Here is a 23,081-nt window from a genome sequence, read left to right on the forward strand (position 1 = left end):
GGTTGTGTCGCATGTGTGGCATCGTCGGTATCGTCGGCAAATCGAACGTCAATCAGGCGCTTTATGACGCGCTCACCGTCCTCCAGCACCGCGGCCAGGACGCTGCCGGTATCGTGACCAGCCATGACGGCCGGTTGTTTCTACGCAAGGACAACGGTCTGGTTCGTGACGTGTTCCACCAGCGCCATATGCAGCGCCTGGTCGGGCACATGGGCATTGGTCACGTACGTTACCCAACGGCGGGCAGCTCGACGTCGGCCGAAGCCCAGCCGTTCTACGTCAACTCGCCTTACGGCATCACCCTGGCGCATAACGGCAACCTGACCAACGTCGAGCAACTGGCCAAGGAGATTTACGAATCCGACCTGCGCCACGTCAACACCAATTCCGATTCCGAAGTGCTGCTCAACGTGTTCGCCCACGAGCTGGCCGTGCGCGGCAAGTTGCAACCGACCGAAGAAGACATCTTCGCGGCCGTCACTGACGTGCATAAGCGTTGCCGTGGCGGTTACGCGGTCGTGGCGATGATCACCGGTTACGGCATTGTCGGCTTCCGCGACCCGGATGCCATCCGCCCGATCGTCTTCGGTCAGCGTCACACCGACGAAGGCGTCGAGTACATGATCGCGTCCGAAAGCGTTTCCCTGGACGTGCTTGGCTTCACCCTGATTCGTGACCTCGCCCCGGGCGAAGCGGTGTACATCACCGAAGACGGCAAGCTGCACACCCGCCAGTGCGCCACCAACCCGAAATACGCCCCGTGCATTTTCGAGCACGTCTACCTGGCGCGTCCTGATTCAATCATCGACGGCATCTCGGTCTACAAGGCGCGTCTGCGCATGGGCGAGAAGCTGGCCGACAAGATCCTGCGCGAGCGTCCTGATCACGACATCGACGTGGTCATCCCGATTCCGGACACCAGCCGTACGGCGGCGCTGGAACTGGCGAACCACCTGGGCGTGAAATTCCGCGAAGGCTTCGTCAAGAACCGCTACATCGGCCGCACGTTCATCATGCCGGGCCAGGCCGCGCGGAAGAAATCCGTGCGCCAGAAGCTTAACGCGATCGAGCTGGAATTCCGTGGCAAGAACGTGATGCTGGTGGATGACTCCATCGTTCGCGGCACCACGTGCAAGCAGATCATCCAGATGGCCCGCGAAGCCGGCGCCAAGAACGTGTATTTCTGTTCCGCGGCCCCGGCTGTGCGCTTCCCCAACGTCTACGGCATCGACATGCCGAGTGCCCACGAGCTGATCGCTCACAACCGTTCCACCCAGGACGTGGCCGACCTCATCGGTGCCGACTGGCTGGTCTATCAGGACCTGAACGACCTGATCGAGGCGGTGAGTGGCAGCAAAAAGATCAAGATCGACAACTTCGACTGTTCGGTCTTCGACGGCAAGTACGTGACCGGTGACATCGACGAGCACTACCTGAACAAGATCGAGCAGGCGCGCAACGACGCCTCCAAGGTCAAGACTCAGGCGGTGAGCGCGATCATCGACCTGTACAACAATTAATCCAGACAAGGAGCAGGCGGCATGACTCAGGAATGGGATGCCGGTCGACTGGACAGCGATCTCGAGGGCGTCGGTTTCGACACCCTCGCGGTACGTGCCGGTCAGCACCGCACGCCGGAACGCGAGCACAGCGATCCACTGTTTTTCACGTCCAGCTACGTGTTCCGCACGGCAGCCGAGGCGGCCGCGACCTTCGCCGGTGAGATCCCCGGCAACGTCTATTCGCGCTACACCAACCCGACCGTGGCCTCGTTCGAAGAGCGCATGGCCGCGCTGGAAGGCGGCGAGCAGGCGGTGGCGACCTCCACGGGGATGTCCGCCATCCTCGCCACGGTGATGAGCTTCTGCAGCGCCGGCGACCACGTGCTGGTGTCGAAGAGCGTGTTCGGTTCGACCATCAGCCTGTTTGAAAAGTATTTCAAACGCTTCGGGGTGGAGGTCGATTACGTCCCCCTCGCCGAATTGTCCGGCTGGGACGCGGCGATCAAGCCGAACACCAAAATGCTGTTTGTCGAATCGCCTTCCAACCCGTTGGCGGAGCTGGTCGACATCAACGGGCTGGCGGAAATCGCCCACGCCAAGGGCACGCTGCTGGTGGTCGATAACTGCTTCTGCACTCCGGCCCTGCAGCAACCGCTGCGCATGGGGGCGGACGTGGTCGTGCACTCGGCGACCAAGTTCATCGACGGACAAGGCCGCGCCATGGGTGGCGTGGTGGTCGGTCGTAGCGAGCTGATGAAAGAAGTCGTCGGCTTCCTGCGCACTGCTGGCCCCAGCCTGAGCCCGTTCAACGCCTGGCTGTTCCTCAAGGGGCTCGAAACCCTGAAAATCCGCATGCGTGCCCATTGCCAGAGCGCTCTGGAACTGGCGCAGTGGCTCGAACAGCAGGAGGGCATCGAGAAGGTGCATTACTCCGGTCTCGAGAGTCACCCGCAACATGCATTGGCCAAGCGTCAACAGACGGCGTTCGGCGCGGTGGTGAGTTTTGAGGTGAAGGGTGGCAAGGACGGCGCATGGCGTTTCATTGATGCCACGCGATTGATCTCGATCACCGCGAACCTGGGCGATACCAAGACCACTATTACTCATCCGAGCACCACCTCCCACGGTCGGCTGTCGCCGCAAGAGCGTGAGGCGGCCGGCATTCGTGACAGTCTGATCCGCGTCGCGGTAGGGCTGGAGGACGTCGCAGACCTGCAAGCGGATCTCGCACGGGGTCTGGCTGCCTTGTAAGCGGGGTGTCCGAACACGAAAGCGAGCCCTGGGGCTCGCTTTTTTGTTTGCGATGTGCAGCTTCGTGCCTGCTGCGAAAAATGGCTCTTTTTAAAAAAACTTCAAGCAGGCTATTGACTTAGGTTCATCACCTGCGTAAATTTCGCGGCCTCAGCGAAGCAAGGGTGATTAGCTCAGCCGGGAGAGCATCTGCCTTACAAGCAGAGGGTCGGCGGTTCGATCCCGTCATCACCCACCATCGTTGAGTGTTTCACAGCAACACCAGACGCTGAAGGATACTGAGATTCAGCAGGACGAAAGTCCACGCAATGCGCAGCGGTAGTTCAGTCGGTTAGAATACCGGCCTGTCACGCCGGGGGTCGCGGGTTCGAGTCCCGTCCGCTGCGCCATATTTTCCGAATCGGGTCTTCCCGGTTCGAGATTGAAAGCCTAGGTTTTCATTCAGTGTTTTACGAAGCAGGCCCAAGGGTCGGTTTCAACAGCGTTAAGCAGATGAAAGTCTGTGCGACAAGCAGCGGTAGTTCAGTCGGTTAGAATACCGGCCTGTCACGCCGGGGGTCGCGGGTTCGAGTCCCGTCCGCTGCGCCATACATCGCTTCGAGGCCCTTGAACGCCTTGAAGCAACAGAGAAAGCGATCCCTGGATCGCTTTTTTTGTGCCTGCGATTTAGCGAACGCTTCGCCTGTCGCGCTGGATGCTGCAGAGCTCGGCGATAAATGCCATGATCGCCGGCTGTTAACGCGGCGCTGTGCGGTGCCTGATTTCGAATTTGGAGAGCTGGACCATGGGCATGAACCAAACCATCACTGTCATCCCGCCGGGCGTACCGCTGACGGGCCATGTGTCGCCGCCCGGCTCGAAGTCCATCACCAACCGCGCGCTGCTTCTGGCTGCACTCGCCAAGGGCACCAGCCACCTGCGTGGCGCGCTGAAAAGCGACGACACCCGCCATATGTCCAACGCCCTGCGGCAAATGGGCGTGACCATCGAAGAGCCGGACGACACCAGCTTCGTCGTCACCAGCAGTGGGCAACTTGAAGTCCCCCAGGACGCGCTGTTCCTCGGCAATGCCGGCACGGCGGTGCGGTTCCTGACAGCGGCGGTCGGCACGGTGAATGGCAGCGTCACGCTGGACGGCGATCACTACATGCAGAAGCGCCCGATCGGCCCGTTGCTGGAGGCGCTACGCAAAGGCGGCCTGATCGCGGAAAGCGCCACCGGTTGCCCTCCGGTCGTGGTGCGCGGGACGGGTTCGATTACCGCCACTCGCTTCGAAATCGACGGCGGCCTGTCCAGTCAGTACGTCTCCGCGCTGTTGATGGTGGCGGCCTGTGGCGATGCACCGATTGAAGTGGCGCTGACCGGCAAGGAAATCGGCGCGCGCGGTTACATCGACCTGACCATCGCCTGCATGCGTGCGTTCGGCGCTGAGGTCGAGGTGCTGGATGACGCGTTGTGGCGCGTTGCCCCGACGGGCTACACCGCCTGCGATTACCAGATCGAGCCCGATGCTTCGGCTGCGACCTATCTGTGGGCTGCCGAGGCGCTGACCGGCGGCAAGATCGACTTGGGCGTGGCGGGGGAGGCGTTCACTCAGCCAGACGCCAAGGCCATGGAAGTGATCGCGCAGTTTCCGAAGATGCCTGCGGTCATAAACGGCTCACAGATGCAGGACGCGATTCCTACGCTGGCGGTGCTGGCGGCCTTCAACGAGACGCCTGTGCGCTTCGTTGACCTGGCCAACCTGCGCGTCAAGGAATGCGATCGCGTACAGGCGCTGCACGATGGTCTGAATCAGGTTCGGGCCGGGCTGGCCTCGGTAGAAGGCGATGATCTGTTGGTTGCCGCTGATCCGAGTCTGGCGGGCACCAGCAGTCACGCGCTGATCAATACCCATTCCGACCACCGCATTGCCATGTGTTTCGCGCTGGCCGGTCTGAAGGTGGCAGGGGTGCGGATTCAGGATCCGGAGTGCGTTGGCAAAACCTACCCCGGCTATTGGCGGGCGCTGGAGTTCCTCGGGGTGAAACTGGTGCACGGCGAGGTCTGAGGCGCAGGGCATGCCGGGCCTGCAGCCGTCGACTGATGGACGCCAGCCCCGGTGGGGCGACTTTTCCGACCCCGTTGCAGTCTGATCAGCGCAACCTGCGCTGCCTTGACAGGCCCACGCGTACAGGCCCCGTTCACGGTTGCCGTTTCGATGTATCCACACGGTTGCAAACTCTGCGTTGATCCCATGGCAGGCTTGTTGCAGACTTACCGGCGTTTTCTCCGGTCCACTTTCAGTCGACCAATTGCCCCAGGATGTTTGATGCCTAAATTACTGAGCTTTCGTACCGCATGCTGGGTCATCACCCTGCTGGCTGCCGCAGGCTGCTCGTCGAAGAAACCGACGGTCTATGAGCATGAGAATTTCGACGATGCCGGGACATTCTCCCGCAGCTACCCGGTCTCGGATGCCGCCACCTGCGAAGCGGCCCGAAGGGCGCTGTTGAGTCAGGGCTACATCATTACCAGCAGCGATCCGAAAGTGATCAGCGGCCATAAGAGCTTTCAGCAAACCGGCGAAACCCACATGGAGATCAGCTTCAACGTGGTGTGTGCGCCGGACGGCAGTGCTGATAAACGGACCACGATGTTCGCCAATGCGCTGCAGGATCGCTATGCGTTGAAGAAGGTCAATAACTCCGCCAGCCTGGGGGTTGGCGTGCTGGGCTCGGTCTCGATGCCGATTGGTTCGACCGACGACTCGATGGTCAAGGTCGCCAGTGAAACCGTGGCGTCGCCCAAGTTCTATGATCGCTTCTTCGCGCTGGTGGAAAATTTCCTGCCGCCTGAATTAAAGAAGGCTGCACACATTGAAGAGAAGCCTAAAACCGATCTGGGCATGCCTGAGCCGGTGCCAGGCAAGCCGGCGGCGTTGACGGAGCAAAAGCCGGCCGCTGCACCTGCTGCAGCGGCGCCTGCACCCACTACGCCCGTCGCACCAGCGCCACTGGCGACCCCTGCGACCCCACCTGCGGCCGCTGCCGAGCAGAGCAGCGAGCCGATGCCTGCGCCTGCCGAGGCGGAACCGTTGAAAACCGAAACAGCGGCGCCTGCCGAGGCCGCGCCTGCCACAACGCCTGCGCCGGCAACGACCACCGAGCCGAGCGCTGCGCCAGCGGTAGAATCAACGCCGGCGCAGTGAGTTATTCTGCTAATTCCCAGCAGAGGCCCCGCGTGCTGACATCGCACGTGCAGCAAACGCAAAAGCTGTGGGAGTGACCGGGGTGGCGCTCCACCTTGCTCACGAAGAGGTCATTTCAGCCACTGGAGATTTAATGGCTGTACTGAACTCTTCGCGAGCAAGCTCGCTCCCACAAGGGTGCGCTGGGCCTGCAGATCTTCGGTGTCATTCGTAGCCGCATCACCCCAAAAACAGTTTGTACGCCGGATTCCTGGTTTCGTCCCAATACGGATAACCGATTTCCGCCAGCGCCTGCGGCACCAGATGTCGCTCATCTTCCGGCACCACCAATCCCGCCACCACTCGGCCATCCGCCGCACCGTGGTTGCGGTAGTGGAACATCGAAATATTCCATTTCCCGCCGAGCTTGTTCAGGAAGTTGAACAGCGCACCCGGCCGCTCGGGGAATTCAAAGCGCAGCACCACCTCGTCGCTGACCCGCTCCGAATGCCCGCCGACCATGTGCCGTAAATGCAGCTTGGCCAGTTCGTTGTCGGTCAGGTCCAGGACCGGAAAACCCTGTTCCGTCAGGCTCGAGATCAGGGCTTTGCGGGGATCCGTGTCGGGGTGGGTCTGCACGCCGACGAAGATGTGCGCCTCGCGGTCGGTGTGGTAGCGGTAGTTGAATTCGGTGATCTGCCGCTTACCGATGGCCTCGCAGAAGGCCTTGAAGCTGCCCGCCTGTTCCGGGATGGTCACGGCAATGATTGCTTCGCGGCCTTCGCCCAGCTCAGCGCGCTCGGCCACATGGCGCAGGCGGTCGAAGTTGACGTTGGCGCCAGAGTCGATGGCGACAAACGTCTGCCCGGCGACTTCGTACTGTTCGGTGTACTTCTTGATCCCGGCCACGCCCAGCGCGCCGGCGGGCTCGGTGATCGAGCGGGTGTCGTCGTAGATGTCCTTGATCGCCGCACAGATTTCATCGGTGCTGACGGTGATGACTTCGTCGACGTAATCCTTGCAGATGTCGAAGGTGTACTGCCCGATCTGCGCCACCGCCACGCCATCGGCAAACAGCCCGACCTGTTGCAGCACCACGCGCTCGCCGTAGGCCATGGCCTGTTGCAGGCAGTTCGAGTCATCCGGCTCGACGCCGATCACCTTGATTTCCGGGCGCAGGTATTTGACGTAGGCCGCAATGCCGGCAATCAACCCGCCACCACCCACCGGCACAAAGATCGCGTCCAGTGGCCCCTGATGCTGGCTCAGGATTTCCATCGCCACAGTGCCTTGCCCGGCAATGGTGTCAGGGTCGTCGTAGGGGTGGACGTAGACGTAGCCATGTTCCTCGACCAGCTTCAGCGAATACGCCAGCGCTTCGGGAAACGAGTCGCCGTGCAGTACGACCTTTCCGCCCCGGGAGCGCACGCCTTCGACCTTGATCTCGGGGGTCGTCTTCGGCATCACGATGGTGGCCGACACGCCCAACGTCTTCGCCGCCAGCGCCAGGCCTTGGGCATGGTTGCCCGCCGACGCCGTCACCACGCCCCGCGCCAGTTCTTCCGGGCTCAGCTGCGCCAGCTTGTTGTACGCGCCACGAATCTTGAAGGAGTACACCGGCTGGAGGTCCTCGCGCTTTAGGAGGACGTTGTTGCCAAGGCGCTCGGAGAGCTGGCGAGCGGCGTGCAGCGGGGTTTCCACGGCAACGTCGTACACGCGGGAGTTGAGGATCTTTTTAACGTAGTGATTGAGCAGGTCGCCCTGAACGAGCGGGTAGGCCGGTGGCTGACTCATCGTGAGGGCCTCGTCGGAAGGCTTGGGATGATCAGGCGGGCGGCGAAGCAGGCGAGGGAAGGGCGAATGATCATGTCTGGCTCCTGATGTGGTTTTTGGCCCGGGAGACAGAAAGAAAAAACCCGCCTCTAGGGCGGGTTGGGTGCAAACGTCGGCTAACCCGCCATGACTGGAATGGCGGTAATAATTATCGGGCCGAAGAAATGCTGGGATGCGTTCATGGCGTCGAGACTATGGCGAACACGGCGCAGTCGTCAAGTGGGCGACGCCGTCATCGCTCAAAAACTGACAGTCAGGAAAAAACAAATGCCAGACCCAGGCAAGGTTAACAATCCCTTGGGCCGTCGCCGTTTATCCGTGCGCGTCTACTGTTCAACGGGCCTTCATTTTTTGTTCATGAGGGCACTTTAGGGTTGGGTTCGTAGTCAGTGAATCTGCAGCTGAATGACTCAGCGACACAAGAACCCCATCGATCACAAGAACCCGCCACGAGGGCGCAAAAATGGACGAGTACCAAGAAGAACTGCTGGAATACCAGGCCTACGAGATGGACCCGCTGGAACCCGCAGAAGACGCCACCGAGTTGTAGGAAAACCCACGCCTGCCAGTCAGAGCGACTGGCGCTGGCTGCGACGAAACGCACCGGGCGTCTGTTCGGTCCAGCGTTTGAAGGCCCGCTGAAAGGCTTCTGCTGACGCAAATCCCAATAAGTAGGCAATTTCGCCAAAGGCCAGTTCGGTGTCCCGGATGTAGGTCATGGCGAGGTCGCGCCGGGTGTCATTGAGGATCGCACGGAACTGTGTGCCCTCGTCCGCCAGCTTGCGGCGCAGGGTCCAGATCGGCAGCTTCAGTCGCGCGGCCACTTCTTCGAGATCCGGCTCCCGCCCCCCATTCAACAACGGCCCCAGCAATTGGGTGATGCGCTCGCGCAGGCTGCGGGTTCGGGTGAGTTGTTCGAGTTCCCGTTCACACACCTGCAGCAGATGCCGCCAGGTACTCGGCACGTGGTCGGGGTTGCGCAGGCCCAGCTGACGCTGGTTGAGGCGCAGCTGATTGACGCCCGCCGCGAAACCGACCGGCTGCTCGCAGAGCGCGGCGTATTCAGCGGCGTAGGCGGGGGCGTCGAACTCGATCTCCAGACGTTCGGCTATCAGCGTCGTCCCGCTCAGCGTCGACAGCTGGTGCAGCCAGCCGCTGAGGATCGAATCCACCACGAAGCGGTTGTAGCCGTTGTACGGGCTGATGGAATAGAAGCGCAGCCAGGCGCCGTCGCTGTCTTCGTGCAGGCTCGACTGGCCGCGATAATTCGAGCCGTACAGCGGTTCAAAACGAATCAGCGTGCGCGCCGCTTCGCGCACGGTCGGCGCCTGCGCAGCCGTGATGCCCGCCAGACCGGCGTGGCTCAGACGGCTGGATTGGCCCATCCGCAGGCCCAAGGCAGGCATGCCGGTCAGCTCGATGGCCCCATGGCCCAGGCGCATGTAGCGCGGGATCGACAGCCGGGCGCCGGCCTCACCGAGTCGTGCGGCATCCAGGCCGTATTGCTGCAGCAGCGGTTGCGGGTCCTGGCCTTCGTTGCGAACAGCGTCGGCGAGGCTGTGGACGAACCCCACGGACAGATCGCCCAGACGCACACGAGGGGAGGTCATCGATTACAACCACAGATTGATCAGGCGGGCGCCATGCCCGGGGCGAACGCCTTTCGGGGCAGCGCTGATGGACTGCTCGGCGACGCTTTGCCCGCCGCGACTGGCGAAACTGTGGCCGGCGCTGCCCTGGTCCCAGAACTGGCCGCCCATGAACACGCTGACGCCGGCCTTCGCCGTGCTGGCCGGTGTCAGGGCCAGTCGGCGCCAGGCTTCACCCTGGGTGATCGGTTTGGCCCCCAGATTCAAATGGGCCGCCAGCGCGTCATGCTTGTCGCTGCGCCAAGGTTGCGTCCAGCCGTACGTGCCGGCGACGTAGGCCGGTACTGCAATCAGCTCGACGCCGCTCGCGTTGAGTCGCGCGTAATTGTCGGGGTACCAGCTGTCGCTGCCGATCAATGTCGCCAAACGGCCGGCCGGGGTGTCGATCACGTTGAGCGGCGCGTCCTTGCCAGGACGGATGTAACCCCGCTGGTTCCAGCCCGGGAACAACTGACGCTGGGGCTGTCCCAAGGGCAGGCCGTCGGGGCCGAACACCAGGCTGCTGTTATAGAGCGCGCCGCGGCCGATGTGCAGTTCGCCGTTTTCCACGTGCGGGCTGGGCAGCACGATCGAGCCGGCCACCAGCGTCACGCCGAACTCCTTCGCCAGCCCGCCGAACACGTTCTGATAATCCTGCGCCATGCTGTGCGCCTTCATGCGCAGGCGTGCGTCCTCGAAGCGGCTGCTGCCCCGCGCGTGAATCACTGCGTCGATGAACAGCAACGGATTACTGAACGCCAGCCAGTTCATCGCCTCGTCGAAGGTGGTGGCCTGGTAGAACTGGGCTTTTTCGTCCACCGCCAACAACCAGGTGCCGATGTGCTCGGGCAGCACCACAATGGTTTTATCGTTGAGCAGCCCATGGTCGCGGGCCTGGACCAGGTACGACGCCAGCTTGCGATGCAGGCGTTTGGCACTCGAATAATCGGAAGGGAACAACTCGGGCTGAATGCCCAGCAGGTTGCCGCGTTCGCCGGGTTGCCCGTCGTTGATCACCAGCTGAATGCGCAGGTCCGTCAGGTAATGCCCGACATGACGCTTGCCCGTCCACAGCCCGTAGCTGACGAGAAGAATCACCAGCACCGCAGCGGTAAGTGAGCCGAGAACTTTGCGCATGAAGAAAGGAGAGCTGCCTCTGGGAAGAAAGCGCGGAGGGCGCGATGACGTTGCCGGAAGGCTACGGCAAAACGCTGCTTTGGAGAAGGTTTGCCAACGGCCAGAGCGGCCATTCGGCGAATGGGTTCAAGCGAGGCGGCATCGGCGGCCGCCTGCGCTGTATGGATCAACCGCGATGCCTGCGATTTGCAGGCATCACGGGCGATGCGTTTTACAGGCGGAAGCGGCTGACCAGCGTGTTGAACGAAACGGCCAGGCGGGAAAGATCCTGGGTCGATGCGTTGGTCTGGTGCGCACCGGCCGCCGTCTGGGTAGACAGGTCCTGGATGTTCACCAGATTGCGGTCCACCTCACGCGCGACATTCGCCTGCTCTTCAGAGGCGGTGGCGATGACCATGTTGCGTTCGTTGATCTGGGCGATGCCGTCGGCGATCTGCTCCAGTGCGCGACCCGTTGCCTGGGCCAGCGCTTGGGTGTCGGTCACCAGCGCCTGACTTTTGCCCATCGCCCCCACCGCCTGATCGGCGCTGGCCTGGACGCTGTTGATCATGCCTTCGATTTCACCGGTTGAGGCCTGGGTGCGTGCAGCCAAGGCCCGGACTTCGTCGGCAACCACGGCAAAGCCTCGGCCCTGTTCACCGGCACGGGCGGCTTCGATGGCGGCGTTCAAGGCCAGCAGGTTGGTTTGTTCGGCAATGCCGCGAATCACGTCTAGGACCTTGCCGATGTCCCGCACCTGCACGGCGAGGTCGCGGACCATGTTGGTCGAGGTGGCGATTTCGGTGGTCGCGCTGTTAATGGCTTCGACCGCGCCACGGGCCTGGTCACGACCGTCGCTGGCCTGTTTGCTGGTGGTTCGGGACGCGTCGGACGTGGACACGGCGTTGCGCGCCACTTCTTCCACAGCGGAAGTCATTTCCGTAACGGCGGTCGCGGCCTGCTGGATTTCGTCGTTCTGGCGGACCAACCCTCTGCTGCCGTTATCGCTGACGGTGGTCAGCTCTTCTGCGGCGGAGGCCAGTTGATTGGACGCATCGGCAATCTGCTGAATGGTGCTTTTCAGGCTGCCCTGCATTTCGCCCAGCGCCGTCAGCAATTGCCCGGCTTCATCGCGGCCGGTGCTGACGACGGGTTGCGTCAGGTCACCGCCGGCGATGCTCCGCGCGCTAGCGACCGCATAAGCAATAGGACGGCTGATCAGACGACTGATGAACATGCCCAGCAGAATCGCCGCCAGAAAGGCAATGCCGATGCCGATGTACAGCGCGGTCTTGGCGGAGGACTCCATGCGGGCGGCATCCTCGGCGCCTTCGCCAATCTGCCGGTTATTGGAGTTAACTATGAGGGTCAGCTCATCGAGCACCACGTTGTAGGCCGTCTGAAGATCGCCGAACAACAACGCGCGGCCGCTATCAAGGTCGCCGGCCTTCATGAGGCCGAGGTATTTCTGGACCAGCGCCTGGTAGATCGGCCAGTCCTTTTCCATCTGATCGCCCGCCGCGCGCTCATCGTCGGCGAGCGGGGTCTTGCGGTATTCGGCGAACGCTTTTTCGCTCTGCTGCTGATTGGCGTTCATTGAGGCAATCACTTCGTCCCTCACGCCCTGGGGCATGCCGGCGGCAGTGGCCGTGTATAACCGATACAGATCGCGGCTTTGCCCTACGGCGTTGGTTCTGGCCTCGCCGGTTTTTGCGACGGACACCAGGTTATTGCTGAACACCAGTTTCAGGCTTTCCGACAGGTCGGACACGCCACGGCTTCCGAGCACGCCTACTCCCAAGGTGATGAATGCGCACAGCACGAAGCCTGTGATCAACTTGGTTGAAATTTTTGCATCATTGATCCAGCTCATTAGTTGCGTCCTGCCGAGGTGTTGAGAAGAAGGACATTGCTCAGCCATCGGGGCGGTGCGGCAAGGTCGTCGTGTGGCTATCGGCGGCTAAATCCAAGTCTGGAGGGTGGCCCGACGAACGATGTGGTGCACTGCTTGATCATTGATTTGTCACTTCCAGTCATTGAGCATGGCCGGGCTGCTGTTTACTGTTTGCGTCATGTACCGGGTGCTCGTCCAAGGCCCTGACTGATTCGACGGGCGCCACAGAGCGCCCGCACCCCGTGATGATGCTCGATGGAGTTTTTATGGCCGCCCCCCACTACCCGCACTTGCTCGCTCCCCTGGACCTGGGTTTCACCACGCTGCGCAACCGCACACTGATGGGCTCCATGCATACCGGGCTTGAAGAGAAGCCGGGCGGATTCGAGCGCATGGCGGTGTATTTCGCCGAGCGCGCACGGGGCGGGGTCGGCCTGATGGTCACCGGCGGTATCGCCCCGAACGCTGAAGGCGGGGTGTATTCGGGGGCGGCCAAGCTGTCGACGCCGGAAGAGGCGGCCAATCATCAGGTTGTCACCAAAGCCGTGCACGAAGCAGGCGGCAAGATCTGCATGCAGATCCTCCACGCCGGGCGTTACGCCTACAGCCCCAAGCAGGTGGCACCGAGCGCGATCCAGGCGCCGATCAACCCCTTCAAGCCCAAAGAACTGGACGAAGAGGGCATCGAGAAGCAGATTCAGGATTTCGTCACCTGCGCGACCCTGGCTCAGACCGCCGAGTACGACGGCGTCGAAATCATGGGCTCCGAAGGCTATTTCATTAACCAGTTTCTCGTCGCCCACACCAACCATCGCACCGACCGTTGGGGCGGCAGCTACGAAAACCGTATGCGCCTGCCGGTGGAGATCGTGCGCCGCGTGCGTGAAGCCGTCGGCCCGAGTTTCATCATCATTTATCGCCTGTCGATGCTCGACCTGATCGAGGGTGGCAGCACTTGGGAAGAAGTGGTGCAACTGGCCCAGGCCATCGAGCGTTCGGGCGCCACGCTGATCAACACCGGCATTGGCTGGCACGAAGCGCGCATTCCGACCATCGCCACCAAGGTGCCGCGCGCGGCGTTCGCCAAAGTGACCGCGAAAATGCGCGGCTCGGTGTCGATCCCGCTGATCACCACCAACCGCATCAACACCCCCGAGGTCGCCGAGCAGGTGCTGGCCGAAGGCGACGCCGACATGGTCTCCATGGCGCGCCCGTTTCTCGCCGACCCGGAATTCGTCAACAAGGCCGCGGCCGGTCGCAGCGACGAGATCAACACCTGTATCGGCTGCAACCAGGCGTGCCTCGACCACACCTTCGGCGGCAAGCTCACCAGCTGCCTGGTCAACCCTCGCGCCTGTCATGAAACCGAGCTCAATTACCTGCCGGTCACCCAGGTCCGGAAAATCGCCGTCATTGGCGCCGGTCCTGCCGGCCTCGCTGCCGCGACTGTTGCGGCCCAGCGCGGGCATGAGGTGACGCTGTTCGACTCGGCCAGCGAAATCGGCGGGCAGTTCAACATCGCCAAGCGCATTCCGGGCAAGGAAGAGTTCTTCGAAACCCTGCGCTACTTCGGCCGCAAGCTGCAAACCACCGGCGTCGACCTGCGCCTGAACACCCGCGTCACTGTCGATGACCTGCTTGGCAAGGGCTATGACGAAGTGATTCTGGCCACCGGCATCGCGCCCCGCACGCCCGCCATCCCCGGCGTCGACAACCCCAAAGTGTTGAGCTACCTCGACGTGATCCTCGGCCGCAAGCCGGTGGGCAAGTCCGTCGCCGTGATCGGCGCGGGCGGCATTGGCTTTGACGTGTCGGAATACCTCGTCCACCAGGGCGTCTATACCAGCCTGGATCGCGACGCGTTCTGGGACGAGTGGGGCATCGACACCCAGCTGCAAGCGCGGGGTGGCGTGGCCGGGATCAAGCCTCATCCCCATGCACCGGCGCGTCAGGTGTTCCTGCTGCAGCGCAAGGCCACTAAAGTCGGCGACGGCTTGGGCAAGACCACGGGCTGGATTCATCGCACGGGCCTCAAGAACAAACAGGTGCAGATGCTCAACAGCGTGGAGTATTTGAAGATCGACGATGCGGGTCTGCATATTCGTATCGGGGCTGACGGCGAGGAGAAACTGCTGCCGGTGGACAACGTGGTGATCTGCGCCGGGCAGGATCCGCTGCGTGAACTGTATGACGGGCTAAAGGCGGCGGGGCAGAGCGTGCATCTGATTGGCGGGGCTGATGTGGCGACCGAACTGGATGCCAAACGGGCGATTGATCAGGGGTCGCGGTTGGCGGCGGGGTTGTAAGGAGCTGGTTTCTGACGGGTGATGTTGCGGGTGGGTTTGACGGGGTTGGATCGCGCGCTGCCAGGGTCTGAGGGGACTCTGGCGGTTGAGGGGGATTACCAGCTGCCGTAGGGGATTCCGTGCTGGTCGATCCAGGCTTGGGCGGCTGGGTTTGGTGGTCGGTAGAACAGCCCTTTATTGTTTAGATACGGGCCGCGGGGTTCGATTTTGGCTTGAAAGCGGCCGACTTCTTTGAAGCCCAGGCATGGCCCGCCAACCCACACTTTAACGATACCTCCCGGCGCCATTCCCAACGTAATCGCGAATCGGTAGTCTTCTATCCACTCTTTAGAGCCGCGGCAGTAGACCCGCTCTGGCCGTACCATTTCATCGCGTACCCACTGCGGTATCCGGATGGTGATTTTGTAAGCTTGAGGCTCCACTAGTGACTGCCAACGCAGAAGGAGTTGGTCTGGTAAGTCAACGTTGTTGATGGGTTTGCCGCCTGATGTGCCTTTATGCCAACCCTCGGGCTTTCGCGTGTAACCGGCGACTCCGGCATGTACGTTAAAAAAAACGTATCCCCGCTGATCGAGCACATCGACGCTTTTTACCCACACCTCCATGTGCCTTGGCGCGGCGAAGCCTACATACCACGCCGGATAGGGCAGCTTGACGGGCGGGGGTACTGACCCTCCCGTTGCACAGGCACTCAAGCTGATCAGGAATCCGACCGCAAAGACCAGACGCCTCATTTGGGAAACCCGGTCTACAAATGGAAGCCTTGAACAAAGCCGCAAGTGCGCTAGCCGTGGCGTGCCGTGATGCTCCTTGTTAGCACTCATGGCCGAGTTACCAACTGCCATAGGGAATGCCGTGCTGATCTATCCAGGCTTGTGCTTCTGGATTTGGTGCTCGGTAAAACAGCCCTTTTCCGTCTTGGTTGGGGCCGAGGGGCTCGACTTTAGCTAGGTAGCGGCCGACTTCTTTGAACCCCAGGCATGGCCCACCAACCCATACTTTGACGATCCCTGCTGGGGCCATGCCTAAGGTTATGACATTCCGGTAGTCGTCCTTCCAATCATTTGGGACCAGACAAAACGCTCGTTCCGGACGAACCATCTCATCTCGCACCCACTGTGGTATCTGTATTTTGATCTTGTAAGCCTGCGGCTCTACTAGTGACTGCCATCGCAAAAAGATCAGCTCTGGCAAGTCAACGTTGTTTATAGGTTTGCCTCCTGTTCCCCCTTGGTGCCAGCCCTGGACTTTCCCTGTATAACTTGCGACCCCGCCGTGCACCCTAAAGAATGCGAGTCGACGCGTGTCCAGTACGTCGACGCTCTCAACCCAGACTTCCATGTGCTTCGGGGCGGCGAAACCTATGTACCAGGCTGGATATGGCAACCTCGGGGCAGGCGGCAATCTTGGTACACTTGCGCAAGCACTCAGACTAATAAGCAGCCCCATTGCGAAGATAAGGCGCTTCATTCTGGATAACCTTTTTGCGGACGGTTGAGATGCACGTTGCGACGTTTGAGCGGTGCCGGTTTGCTCAATAGAAAGGGACCCTCAGGGGTCCAGTGCGCGGACAGGTGGATGTAACGTGCTCGGAGCAATGCCTCTTGCGCAGGGTCAAGTCGCACGAGCCGGTCGGTCATTACCTGCTGCAAAATCCGCTGGGCGATGGGCATGAGTTCATCCGGTAACTTGAAGCGTTTGTCCGTATCAGTGATGACGTCAAATGGCACTCCATGACGCACACCCAGCTCACGCATGACACGCAATGCAATCAGGCTCAGTTCGCCATGCACCGGGCGTTCAAGGATTACGGTTATCCAGTAGTCCTGCATGACCGGCTCAGCTTTGCCGCGAGGGTTAGTTGCTGCAGGCCAGGCTTTCACCGCAACGTAGCCATCGCGCGCCACGCCTGATTCGCGCAATGCCTTGGCGTCCGCCTCTGCACGGGCCCAGGCGGCGTGGGATTCAACCCTTTGACCGGTCGGAACGCTGGCTATGCAGGGCTGCGTCATCCACAACTTTTCTCGCGCGCGTGGGAGATAGCCCCCGCCGACATCGGAGTGAGCGCCCGGCAGACCTATCTGAAGGTGCGTGTGGTGAACATTATTGAGAGAAAAGTCGGCGCGATATTCGTCGAGCGCTTGAAGGTGGATAACCTGCCGAGCGCAGTCAGGTGGCAGGTAGAGATTGACGCCACGATTAATGTCATTGCCTGGGCTGAAGTCGCCATGTAGTGGGTCTGAGATGGCTGCAACGGAATCGAACAGGCCGACCAAATTGATGCATACATCAGCGGCCGAGTCGAGACTTCTTAATAGACTAGCGCGCCCCCCGACAAGCAGCTCGCTGAATACCCCACGATGAGGCTTAAGGACTTCGTTAGCGCAATGCCGTGCAGCCGCGGCTCCGCGGCTGAAACCGAAGACGTCGAATTCAACGGTGCGAATAGCTGTGCCGGGATTGATTTGGAGGAACTGCTCTAACTGTCTTTCGATCAACGTAGGCGCCTCTTTGACCCGCGCCACCACGCCCGTTTCACCTTGCCCGAGAGCTTGCCCGATCAGCACGTCATCCTCGCCGCCGCTACGGGTGCCGATGCCTTCGATGTACGCCCTGATATAACCAATCTCTGAATCCTTACCGACTGGTGTTGCGGTGTTATCCGGATACAAGTTATACAAATACGCCACATTGCTCGGTGCATTCCCGTAACTGTTATTAGGCGCGCTGTTAAACGCACTACCGTCAAACTCTCCAAACCCGTACTGCTTGCACGTCGCCGCAATGCTTTCAAGCTCTTCGCTGCTAAAGCTCTCAAGATCCTGCCGTCGGCACTGCGCCGTCGCCGCAGCATTGCTCTGGTTATTTCCCGTCCCGTCAAAGAACAACCCGATTCGCAAGGTGATGCCTTCGGTGATTTCCTCTTCCTCTTCTTCCTCCTCAGGTTCAGGTGTGGGGAGCGGCTTCAGCCATTCTTCGGGTTGCGGAAAGTCGATCGCCACGCGTCCGGGCAGCATCGTGTGGACGGGCATGGTTCTGCCGTCCTTGTCGGTCACGCCGTTGAACACTTCGCCAGCCTGCGTGGTGATCCGGTAACGGACGAAACGGGCGGCGGCCTGTTGCGCATCGACCAGGGTGTACCCTGCCCCATAGCCATAAGGTATTGGCGTCACCGGGGTGGTCAGCGTGGTGGCACCGCCCTTTAGCACGTAAACGGCACGGTGATAGATGTTCCCCGGCGCGCCCAGCTTGATCTCGCCATCTTTGATGCGGATGAAGGCGCCGCCGCAATTCAGGAGGAGCTCTTCCGGGGCGCTGATTTCGATCCGGCCAGCCAGGCTTTCGATCTTGATGTCATTGTTAGCCAGTGAGTGCAACGCGCCGGTTTGCGCGTGAAGCTGAACGTCGCCCTGAACCGCTTTGAGTTGCAGCCCCTTGGTCACAGCACACAGGCTGATCGCACCTTCGGCGGTGCCGGTGATATTGCGTCCGGCGCTCAGGTCGGTTGAGCGTGACGAGGTGATGGCGACACTTTCGCGACCGGAGGACAGGCAGATTGCTTCAGGGGTGACCACTCCAATGCCGGCCGGTGCGTGCAGCAGAAGCCCGGGTTCGGTGAGGTGAGTCAGCGCGTCGTTTAGTTGCGAATGGCTGCGGGTGTCTGCGGCGATAGCGCCCGCACTTCGCGCGGCCTGGGCCATGGTGCGGGCCAAGGAAAGCGCGGTTTCAAGCTGGTCGATCGCAGCGTCCATGTCGAGCTGCTGACCGTGAGCTTTGGTCTGTTCATCCGCACTGATAAACAGCCCGCGCCCCGCCCGAATCGCGCCCCAGCCATCCGTGCGCAACTCAAACCCTTCGCCGCGCTTATCCTTATCGTTGTCGACCAGATGCCCAAGGTTGAGCTGGCTCTTGCCGCTCTGCTCGGTGCTGAGTTTGATGTGTTCCTTGCCGCGATCGTCTTCCATGCGCAGCTTGTTGTTGGCGGGCGTGCGCAGGACGTTGCGTTTGTAATCGCTGCGCAGCAGGGTCACATGGTCAGGATGTCTACTGTCATGCAGGGCATGGGCGATGTAGGGCCGGTCCGGGTCGCCTTGCTCGAAGGCAATCGCCACCTCGGTCCCGCAGATCAGCGGCAGGTGCAGTCCGTGGGTATCCCCGGCATAGGGGCGGGCGAGGCGCAACCACAGGCTTTCCTCACCCAGTTTCCAGCTGTCGCGGTCGAACAGAAAGCTGACCTTGTAGCGGCCTTCGCTGTCGATGTGGCTATAGGGATCATTGGCCAGCGAGCTGGTGACACAGGCCGGAACGGTGCCGGCTATCGCAGGCTTTGTCAGCAAAGGCGGTCGAAAACACACGCTTTCGGAATACGGAATCGCCTCAAAACTCAGTTCAAAGCTTCGATCCCGCGCTGCACGCAAATGCAATCGCGTGATCACAGCACCCGGCTCAAACGCCTGCGGCGCCCCACCGGAAATCGCCAGCACCTGCGCCAATCCCAACGAAGCGCTGCTGCTAATTCCGGTCAGCCGAGTCTGGTTATTGAGATACCGCTCATGCCGCAACCGTCCATAGAAAAACCCGCTTTCCCCCAGCAGATCCTCATCCTGATCCAGCTTGTCGCCGAGCACTCTGTAGGGCTCGGCATAGTGATACGCCTCGCCATAAGTTGTGGTGTCACCCCGCGTCTGATCCACATCCCCATCCAGCCATGCGTTCGCATCCCGATGGTGATAAGCCCGAAAGTGAACGTTCTTTTCCACCACCTCATGACTGACCTGCAGCCCCCAAATCCCATCCTGGCCGCTGCTGCCCAACCCCGACTGCGGCCGAAACGGCAAGCTCACACGCGGCCGAACGTAATGCCGCTGATCATCGTGAAACTCGACGACCGCGATCCCCAATCGCTCGTCGTTGCTAAAGCGATACCAAATCCCCACCTCAGCCAGCAGCCGCGAAATAAACGCCAGATCACTCTCGCCGTACTGCATCACTTGCTCGCGCTTCGGATACTCCCGCACCAGCGAGAACAAGAAATCCTGCCCCTCAAAATCATGCCGCGTCCGCAGGATGCTCTCGACAATCTGCGGCACGGACTGGTGCTGATAAATCCGAAACTGCCGCCCACGGGCCAGCAACGCCAGGCGCGGCTGCAAAGTAATTTCGTACCGGGCCTCGTCAGCCGAACCGGAAAGCCGTTTAAAACCCGTCACCACACCATGCAGCGTCCGCAAGGCTTCAACACGAGGGACCGGCAACCCGCGAATCGGAGCAGGCAACGTATGCGCAGCTGCATGCAGACTGAATTGAACTGTCTTGCCCAGCATCTGCTCGGCGCCGATGTCCTGCTCGACCGAAGTAAATTCCACGCGATAAAGAAACGGCCGGCTCAGCTGTTCTTCACCTTCAAAGGCTAAAACGTCGAGGGCGATAGGCAGGCTGTAAACAACCAGTTTATGGCGACTGTGATCGAAAAAAGGCGGCAATACGTTGAACATGAGCGAGCGTCCCTGGCAGGAAAAACGCCCCTGACCAGTCCGAAGAAGACCGGATCAACTCGTCCATGAGAGAGGGCTGAGGCGGGCGAAGATGACGCTTTTCAAAGCGTCATTCCATAGCGAAAACACGATCCGGACGCGTCCTAATGAAGAACAAGAATCCCCCTACACAGCCCCCCCAAATCGAGACCCCCGCCCGACGAGTGCTAGACTCCCGAACCGTCCATTGCCCGATCGATTTCATGTTCCCTCTCTCCTCACCACTGCCTCCCGCACCGCTGCAACCGCTCAATTTTGACTGGCTCCAGGCAGCGGGCGTGGAGGCGGCGATCCTGCGGCTGGACCTTGTCGATCCGCTGATCAGCGGCAATAAATGGTTCAAGCTCAAGCACCATCTGGCGGCGGCTGAGCGAGCCGGTGCACGGGGTGTTATCAGCCTGGGCGGCGCGCATTCCAATCACCTGCATGCGCTGGCGGCGGCGGGCAAGCGCTTTGGTTTTGCCACGGTCGGGCTGGTGCGGGGGCATGCGGTCGAGACGCCGACGGTGCTGGATCTGCAGGCGTTCGGCATGGAGTTGCACTGGCTGGGTTACGCCGGGTATCGCGCGCGCCATGACGCGGATTTCTGGGATCCGTGGCGCGAGCGTTATCCGCATCTGTTTCCGGTGCCCGAGGGCGGAGGCGGGCTAGACGGCGCGTTGGGCTGCGCTGAAATCGTCGAACAGGCGCGCAGCCAGCTCGGCGATTTGGGGTGGGAGGATTACGATTGCTGGTGGCTGGCGTGTGGCACCGGCACAACGCTGGCGGGATTGGCACTGGCGGAGGCGGGCCAGCATGAGGTGATTGGCGCGATGGCGGTGCCCGAAGCTCATGGGGTTGAGGGCAATGTGGAGGGGATTGTTGAAGCTTTCGCGAGCAAGCTCGCTCCCACAGGGACTGTGGCGCCCTTGGGCAGAGTGAGTCCGCGACCGACAGGCTCGGACGTGGGGATAGACCGCAAAAAGCCCCAGGGTTACCGTTTGCTCGACGCCAGTCGTGGCGGCTTCGCGAAGACCGATCCCGCGTTGCTGGATTTCATTGCACGGCACGAAGCCGAAGCCGGTATCCCCCTCGAACCGCTGTACACCGGCAAGGCATTGCTTGCCCTGCATGACGAGGTGGTCGCGGGCCGGATCGCCAAGGGCACGCGGCTGATTTTCCTGCACACCGGCGGACTGCAGGGCAAGCGAACCTTCGATGCTGCGCCCGCACATCCCTGACGCCGGAGCGCGCATCCGGGCACTGGCACGAATCCTGCGGCCCACACCCCCGACAGGTCGGTCCTGAGTACGTCGGCGGCATTTCTGGAGTCAGGCGGGCAGGGCGCTGTGCCGATAATCGGATCTTTCCCACGCGCGCCGAGGTTTCCATGACCACTCCCGTCCTTGAGCAGGTTGATCCTGCCACCCTGAGAAAAGTCATCGTGGCGGCCGCCATCGGTAATTTCGTCGAATGGTTCGACTTCGCGGTGTATGGCTTTCTGGCCACGACCATTGCCCAGCAGTTCTTCCCCAGCGGCGACGCCAGCGCCGCGCTCTTGAAAACCTTCGCGGTGTTCGCCGTGGCTTTCGCGTTTCGTCCCTTGGGCGGGGTGTTCTTCGGCATGCTGGGCGACCGCATCGGCCGCAAGCGCACGCTGGCGTTCACCATTCTGTTGATGGCCGGGGCGACGACCATCATCGGTCTGCTGCCGACCTACGCCGCAATCGGCGTGATGGCACCCGTTTTGCTCACCCTCATCCGTTGCGCTCAGGGCTTCTCCGCCGGGGGAGAATACGCGGGGGCGTGTGCCTACTTGATGGAGCACGCGCCACGCACGCAACGGGCGTGGTACGGCAGTTTCGTGCCGGTGTCGACCTTTTCGGCCTTCGCGGCGGCGGCGATCATTGCCTACGCGCTGGAGGCCTCTTTGAGCACCGAAGCCATGGGCAGTTGGGGCTGGCGGCTGCCGTTCCTGATCGCCGCGCCGTTGGGGCTGGTCGGGCTGTACCTGCGCTGGAAACTGGACGAAACACCGGCCTTTCAGGCGGTCAAGCAGGAACACGCGGTGGCTCATTCGCCGCTCAAGGAAACCCTGCGCAATCACGGCGCGGCGATCTGCTGCCTCGGCGCGTTCGTGTCGCTGACGGCGCTGTCGTTCTACATGTTCACCACCTACTTCGCGACGTACTTGCAGGTCGCTGGCGGACTGAGTCGTGCGACCGCGCTGCTGGTGTCGTTGATTGCCTTGCTGTTCGCCGCCGCGATCTGTCCGGTGGCCGGGGCGTTTTCCGACAAGGTCGGGCGACGCAAGACGGTGCTCAGCACCTGCGTCCTGCTGATCGTGGTGGTGTATCCGTCGTTTTTGATGGCCAGTTCCGGTTCTTTTGTGGCCTCGATCGTCGGTGTGATGTTGCTGGCGATCGGCGCTGTCCTGTGCGGTGTGGTGACGGCGGCTTTGTTGTCGGAGACCTTTCCCACGCGTACCCGTTACACCGCTTCGGCGATCACCTACAACATCGCGTACACAATCTTCGGCGGAACGGCGCCGCTGATGGCGACCTGGCTGATCGGCGCGACGGGCAGCAACCTGGCGCCGGCGTTTTACCTGATCGTCATCGCGCTGCTGGCGCTGGCGGGAGGGCTGGCCTTGCCGGAGACGTCCAAAGTATCGCTGCATGAGGTGGAAGGTTCGTTGACGGCGCGGGGGAGATTGCAGACGGCGGTTTGACTGGGGGCTCCACCTTGCTTGCCAAGGGGGCGGTGTGCCTGCTGGATGTTGGGCGGATTGCAGGCCGTCTTCGTGAGCAAGCTCACTCCCACAGGGTTTGCGTTTGATTGACAGGAGAGTGGTGTCAAAAGCTTCAGG

The 23,081-nt window shown here is 61.5% G+C and carries 14 protein-coding genes, 3 tRNA genes and 1 pseudogene; 10 read left to right on the top strand and 8 right to left on the bottom strand.

The window, feature by feature from the left end:
• Positions 1-11 precede the first annotated feature (11 nt).
• The 7 genes from purF to M1E04_RS07900 all read left to right on the top strand — a co-directional run bounded on the left by purF (position 12) and on the right by M1E04_RS07900 (position 5,943).
• Positions 12-1,520 (top strand): amidophosphoribosyltransferase, encoded by a 1,509-nt coding sequence (gene purF / locus M1E04_RS07870; RefSeq protein WP_065986403.1) that lies wholly within the window; start codon positions 12-14, stop codon positions 1,518-1,520.
• A gap of 21 nt (positions 1,521-1,541) precedes the next feature.
• Positions 1,542-2,753, top strand: coding sequence for an O-succinylhomoserine sulfhydrylase (locus tag M1E04_RS07875; protein ID WP_065986404.1), 1,212 nt, complete (start codon positions 1,542-1,544; stop codon positions 2,751-2,753).
• A 162-nt stretch (positions 2,754-2,915) separates the two neighbouring features.
• Positions 2,916-2,991: transfer RNA gene (locus tag M1E04_RS07880), tRNA-Val, on the top strand.
• Positions 2,992-3,065: 74 nt separating this feature from the next.
• A tRNA-Asp gene (locus M1E04_RS07885) sits at positions 3,066-3,142 on the top strand.
• A gap of 122 nt (positions 3,143-3,264) precedes the next feature.
• Positions 3,265-3,341: transfer RNA gene (locus M1E04_RS07890), tRNA-Asp, on the top strand.
• 196 nt (positions 3,342-3,537) lie between these two features.
• Entirely contained in the window at positions 3,538-4,803 is a 1,266-nt protein-coding gene (locus tag M1E04_RS07895; protein WP_455914858.1) for a 3-phosphoshikimate 1-carboxyvinyltransferase, read from the top strand.
• Between the two features lie 261 nt (positions 4,804-5,064).
• Positions 5,065-5,943: a DUF2242 domain-containing protein gene (locus M1E04_RS07900; protein ID WP_065986406.1), complete on the top strand. Its 879-nt coding sequence runs from the start codon at positions 5,065-5,067 to the stop codon at positions 5,941-5,943.
• A 219-nt stretch (positions 5,944-6,162) separates the two neighbouring features.
• Here the strand turns inward: M1E04_RS07900 and ilvA are convergent, their stop codons facing one another.
• From ilvA to M1E04_RS07920, 4 genes are all read right to left on the bottom strand, one after another.
• Positions 6,163-7,677 (bottom strand): threonine ammonia-lyase, biosynthetic, encoded by a 1,515-nt coding sequence (ilvA, locus tag M1E04_RS07905; RefSeq protein ID WP_456293162.1) that lies wholly within the window; start codon positions 7,675-7,677, stop codon positions 6,163-6,165.
• Between the two features lie 647 nt (positions 7,678-8,324).
• Positions 8,325-9,365: an AraC family transcriptional regulator gene (locus M1E04_RS07910; protein ID WP_456292710.1), complete on the bottom strand. Its 1,041-nt coding sequence runs from the start codon at positions 9,363-9,365 to the stop codon at positions 8,325-8,327.
• Positions 9,366-9,368: 3 nt separating this feature from the next.
• Positions 9,369-10,520 (bottom strand): carbon-nitrogen hydrolase family protein, encoded by a 1,152-nt coding sequence (locus M1E04_RS07915; RefSeq protein WP_296310953.1) that lies wholly within the window; start codon positions 10,518-10,520, stop codon positions 9,369-9,371.
• Positions 10,521-10,731: 211 nt separating this feature from the next.
• Complete coding sequence (locus M1E04_RS07920) at positions 10,732-12,372, bottom strand: methyl-accepting chemotaxis protein (protein WP_192135752.1); 1,641 nt, start codon at positions 12,370-12,372, stop codon at positions 10,732-10,734.
• Positions 12,373-12,659: 287 nt separating this feature from the next.
• Here M1E04_RS07920 and M1E04_RS07925 point away from each other — a divergent pair, with 287 nt between their 5' ends.
• Positions 12,660-14,699, top strand: a complete 2,040-nt coding sequence (locus M1E04_RS07925; protein WP_456292711.1) for an oxidoreductase — start codon at positions 12,660-12,662, stop codon at positions 14,697-14,699.
• Positions 14,700-14,794: 95 nt separating this feature from the next.
• Here M1E04_RS07925 and M1E04_RS07930 read toward each other — a convergent pair whose 3' ends face one another.
• The 4 genes and pseudogenes from M1E04_RS07930 to M1E04_RS07945 all read right to left on the bottom strand — a co-directional run.
• Positions 14,795-15,433: a DUF2931 family protein gene (locus M1E04_RS07930; protein ID WP_456292712.1), complete on the bottom strand. Its 639-nt coding sequence runs from the start codon at positions 15,431-15,433 to the stop codon at positions 14,795-14,797.
• A gap of 97 nt (positions 15,434-15,530) precedes the next feature.
• Positions 15,531-16,169: a DUF2931 family protein gene (locus M1E04_RS07935; RefSeq protein ID WP_455914861.1), complete on the bottom strand. Its 639-nt coding sequence runs from the start codon at positions 16,167-16,169 to the stop codon at positions 15,531-15,533.
• Entirely contained in the window at positions 16,166-17,731 is a 1,566-nt protein-coding gene (locus M1E04_RS07940) for a T6SS phospholipase effector Tle1-like catalytic domain-containing protein (protein WP_456293163.1), read from the bottom strand. The genes M1E04_RS07935 and M1E04_RS07940 overlap by 4 nt, the downstream gene beginning before the upstream one ends.
• 210 nt (positions 17,732-17,941) lie before the next feature.
• Positions 17,942-20,194: pseudogene (locus M1E04_RS07945) on the bottom strand (type VI secretion system Vgr family protein); the annotation flags it as partial.
• 242 nt (positions 20,195-20,436) lie between these two features.
• Here M1E04_RS07945 and M1E04_RS07950 point away from each other — a divergent pair.
• On the top strand, positions 20,437-21,453 hold the full coding sequence (locus M1E04_RS07950) for a 1-aminocyclopropane-1-carboxylate deaminase/D-cysteine desulfhydrase (protein ID WP_456292713.1): 1,017 nt from the start codon (positions 20,437-20,439) through the stop codon (positions 21,451-21,453).
• Between the two features lie 149 nt (positions 21,454-21,602).
• Complete coding sequence (locus tag M1E04_RS07955; protein ID WP_456292714.1) at positions 21,603-22,943, top strand: MFS transporter; 1,341 nt, start codon at positions 21,603-21,605, stop codon at positions 22,941-22,943.
• Positions 22,944-23,081 lie beyond the last annotated feature (138 nt).

This window comes from Pseudomonas sp. AK106 (assembly GCF_053903055.1).

What these genes read in the sequence shown, in the direction of transcription:
- M1E04_RS07925 (WP_456292711.1), top strand. Translation starts at nt 12,660, where the DNA reads ATGGCCGCCCCCCACTACCCGCACTTGCTCGCTCCCCTGGACCTGGGT.
- M1E04_RS07895 (WP_455914858.1), top strand. Translation starts at nt 3,538, where the DNA reads ATGGGCATGAACCAAACCATCACTGTCATCCCGCCGGGCGTACCGCTG.
- M1E04_RS07940 (WP_456293163.1), bottom strand. Translation starts at nt 17,731, where the DNA reads ATGCCCGTCCACACGATGCTGCCCGGACGCGTGGCGATCGACTTTCCG.
- M1E04_RS07910 (WP_456292710.1), bottom strand. Translation starts at nt 9,365, where the DNA reads ATGACCTCCCCTCGTGTGCGTCTGGGCGATCTGTCCGTGGGGTTCGTC.
- M1E04_RS07915 (WP_296310953.1), bottom strand. Translation starts at nt 10,520, where the DNA reads ATGCGCAAAGTTCTCGGCTCACTTACCGCTGCGGTGCTGGTGATTCTT.
- purF (WP_065986403.1), top strand. Translation starts at nt 12, where the DNA reads ATGTGTGGCATCGTCGGTATCGTCGGCAAATCGAACGTCAATCAGGCG.
- M1E04_RS07950 (WP_456292713.1), top strand. Translation starts at nt 20,437, where the DNA reads ATGTTCCCTCTCTCCTCACCACTGCCTCCCGCACCGCTGCAACCGCTC.
- M1E04_RS07920 (WP_192135752.1), bottom strand. Translation starts at nt 12,372, where the DNA reads ATGAGCTGGATCAATGATGCAAAAATTTCAACCAAGTTGATCACAGGC.
- M1E04_RS07930 (WP_456292712.1), bottom strand. Translation starts at nt 15,433, where the DNA reads ATGAGGCGTCTGGTCTTTGCGGTCGGATTCCTGATCAGCTTGAGTGCC.
- M1E04_RS07955 (WP_456292714.1), top strand. Translation starts at nt 21,603, where the DNA reads ATGACCACTCCCGTCCTTGAGCAGGTTGATCCTGCCACCCTGAGAAAA.
- M1E04_RS07900 (WP_065986406.1), top strand. Translation starts at nt 5,065, where the DNA reads ATGCCTAAATTACTGAGCTTTCGTACCGCATGCTGGGTCATCACCCTG.
- M1E04_RS07935 (WP_455914861.1), bottom strand. Translation starts at nt 16,169, where the DNA reads ATGAAGCGCCTTATCTTCGCAATGGGGCTGCTTATTAGTCTGAGTGCT.
- M1E04_RS07875 (WP_065986404.1), top strand. Translation starts at nt 1,542, where the DNA reads ATGACTCAGGAATGGGATGCCGGTCGACTGGACAGCGATCTCGAGGGC.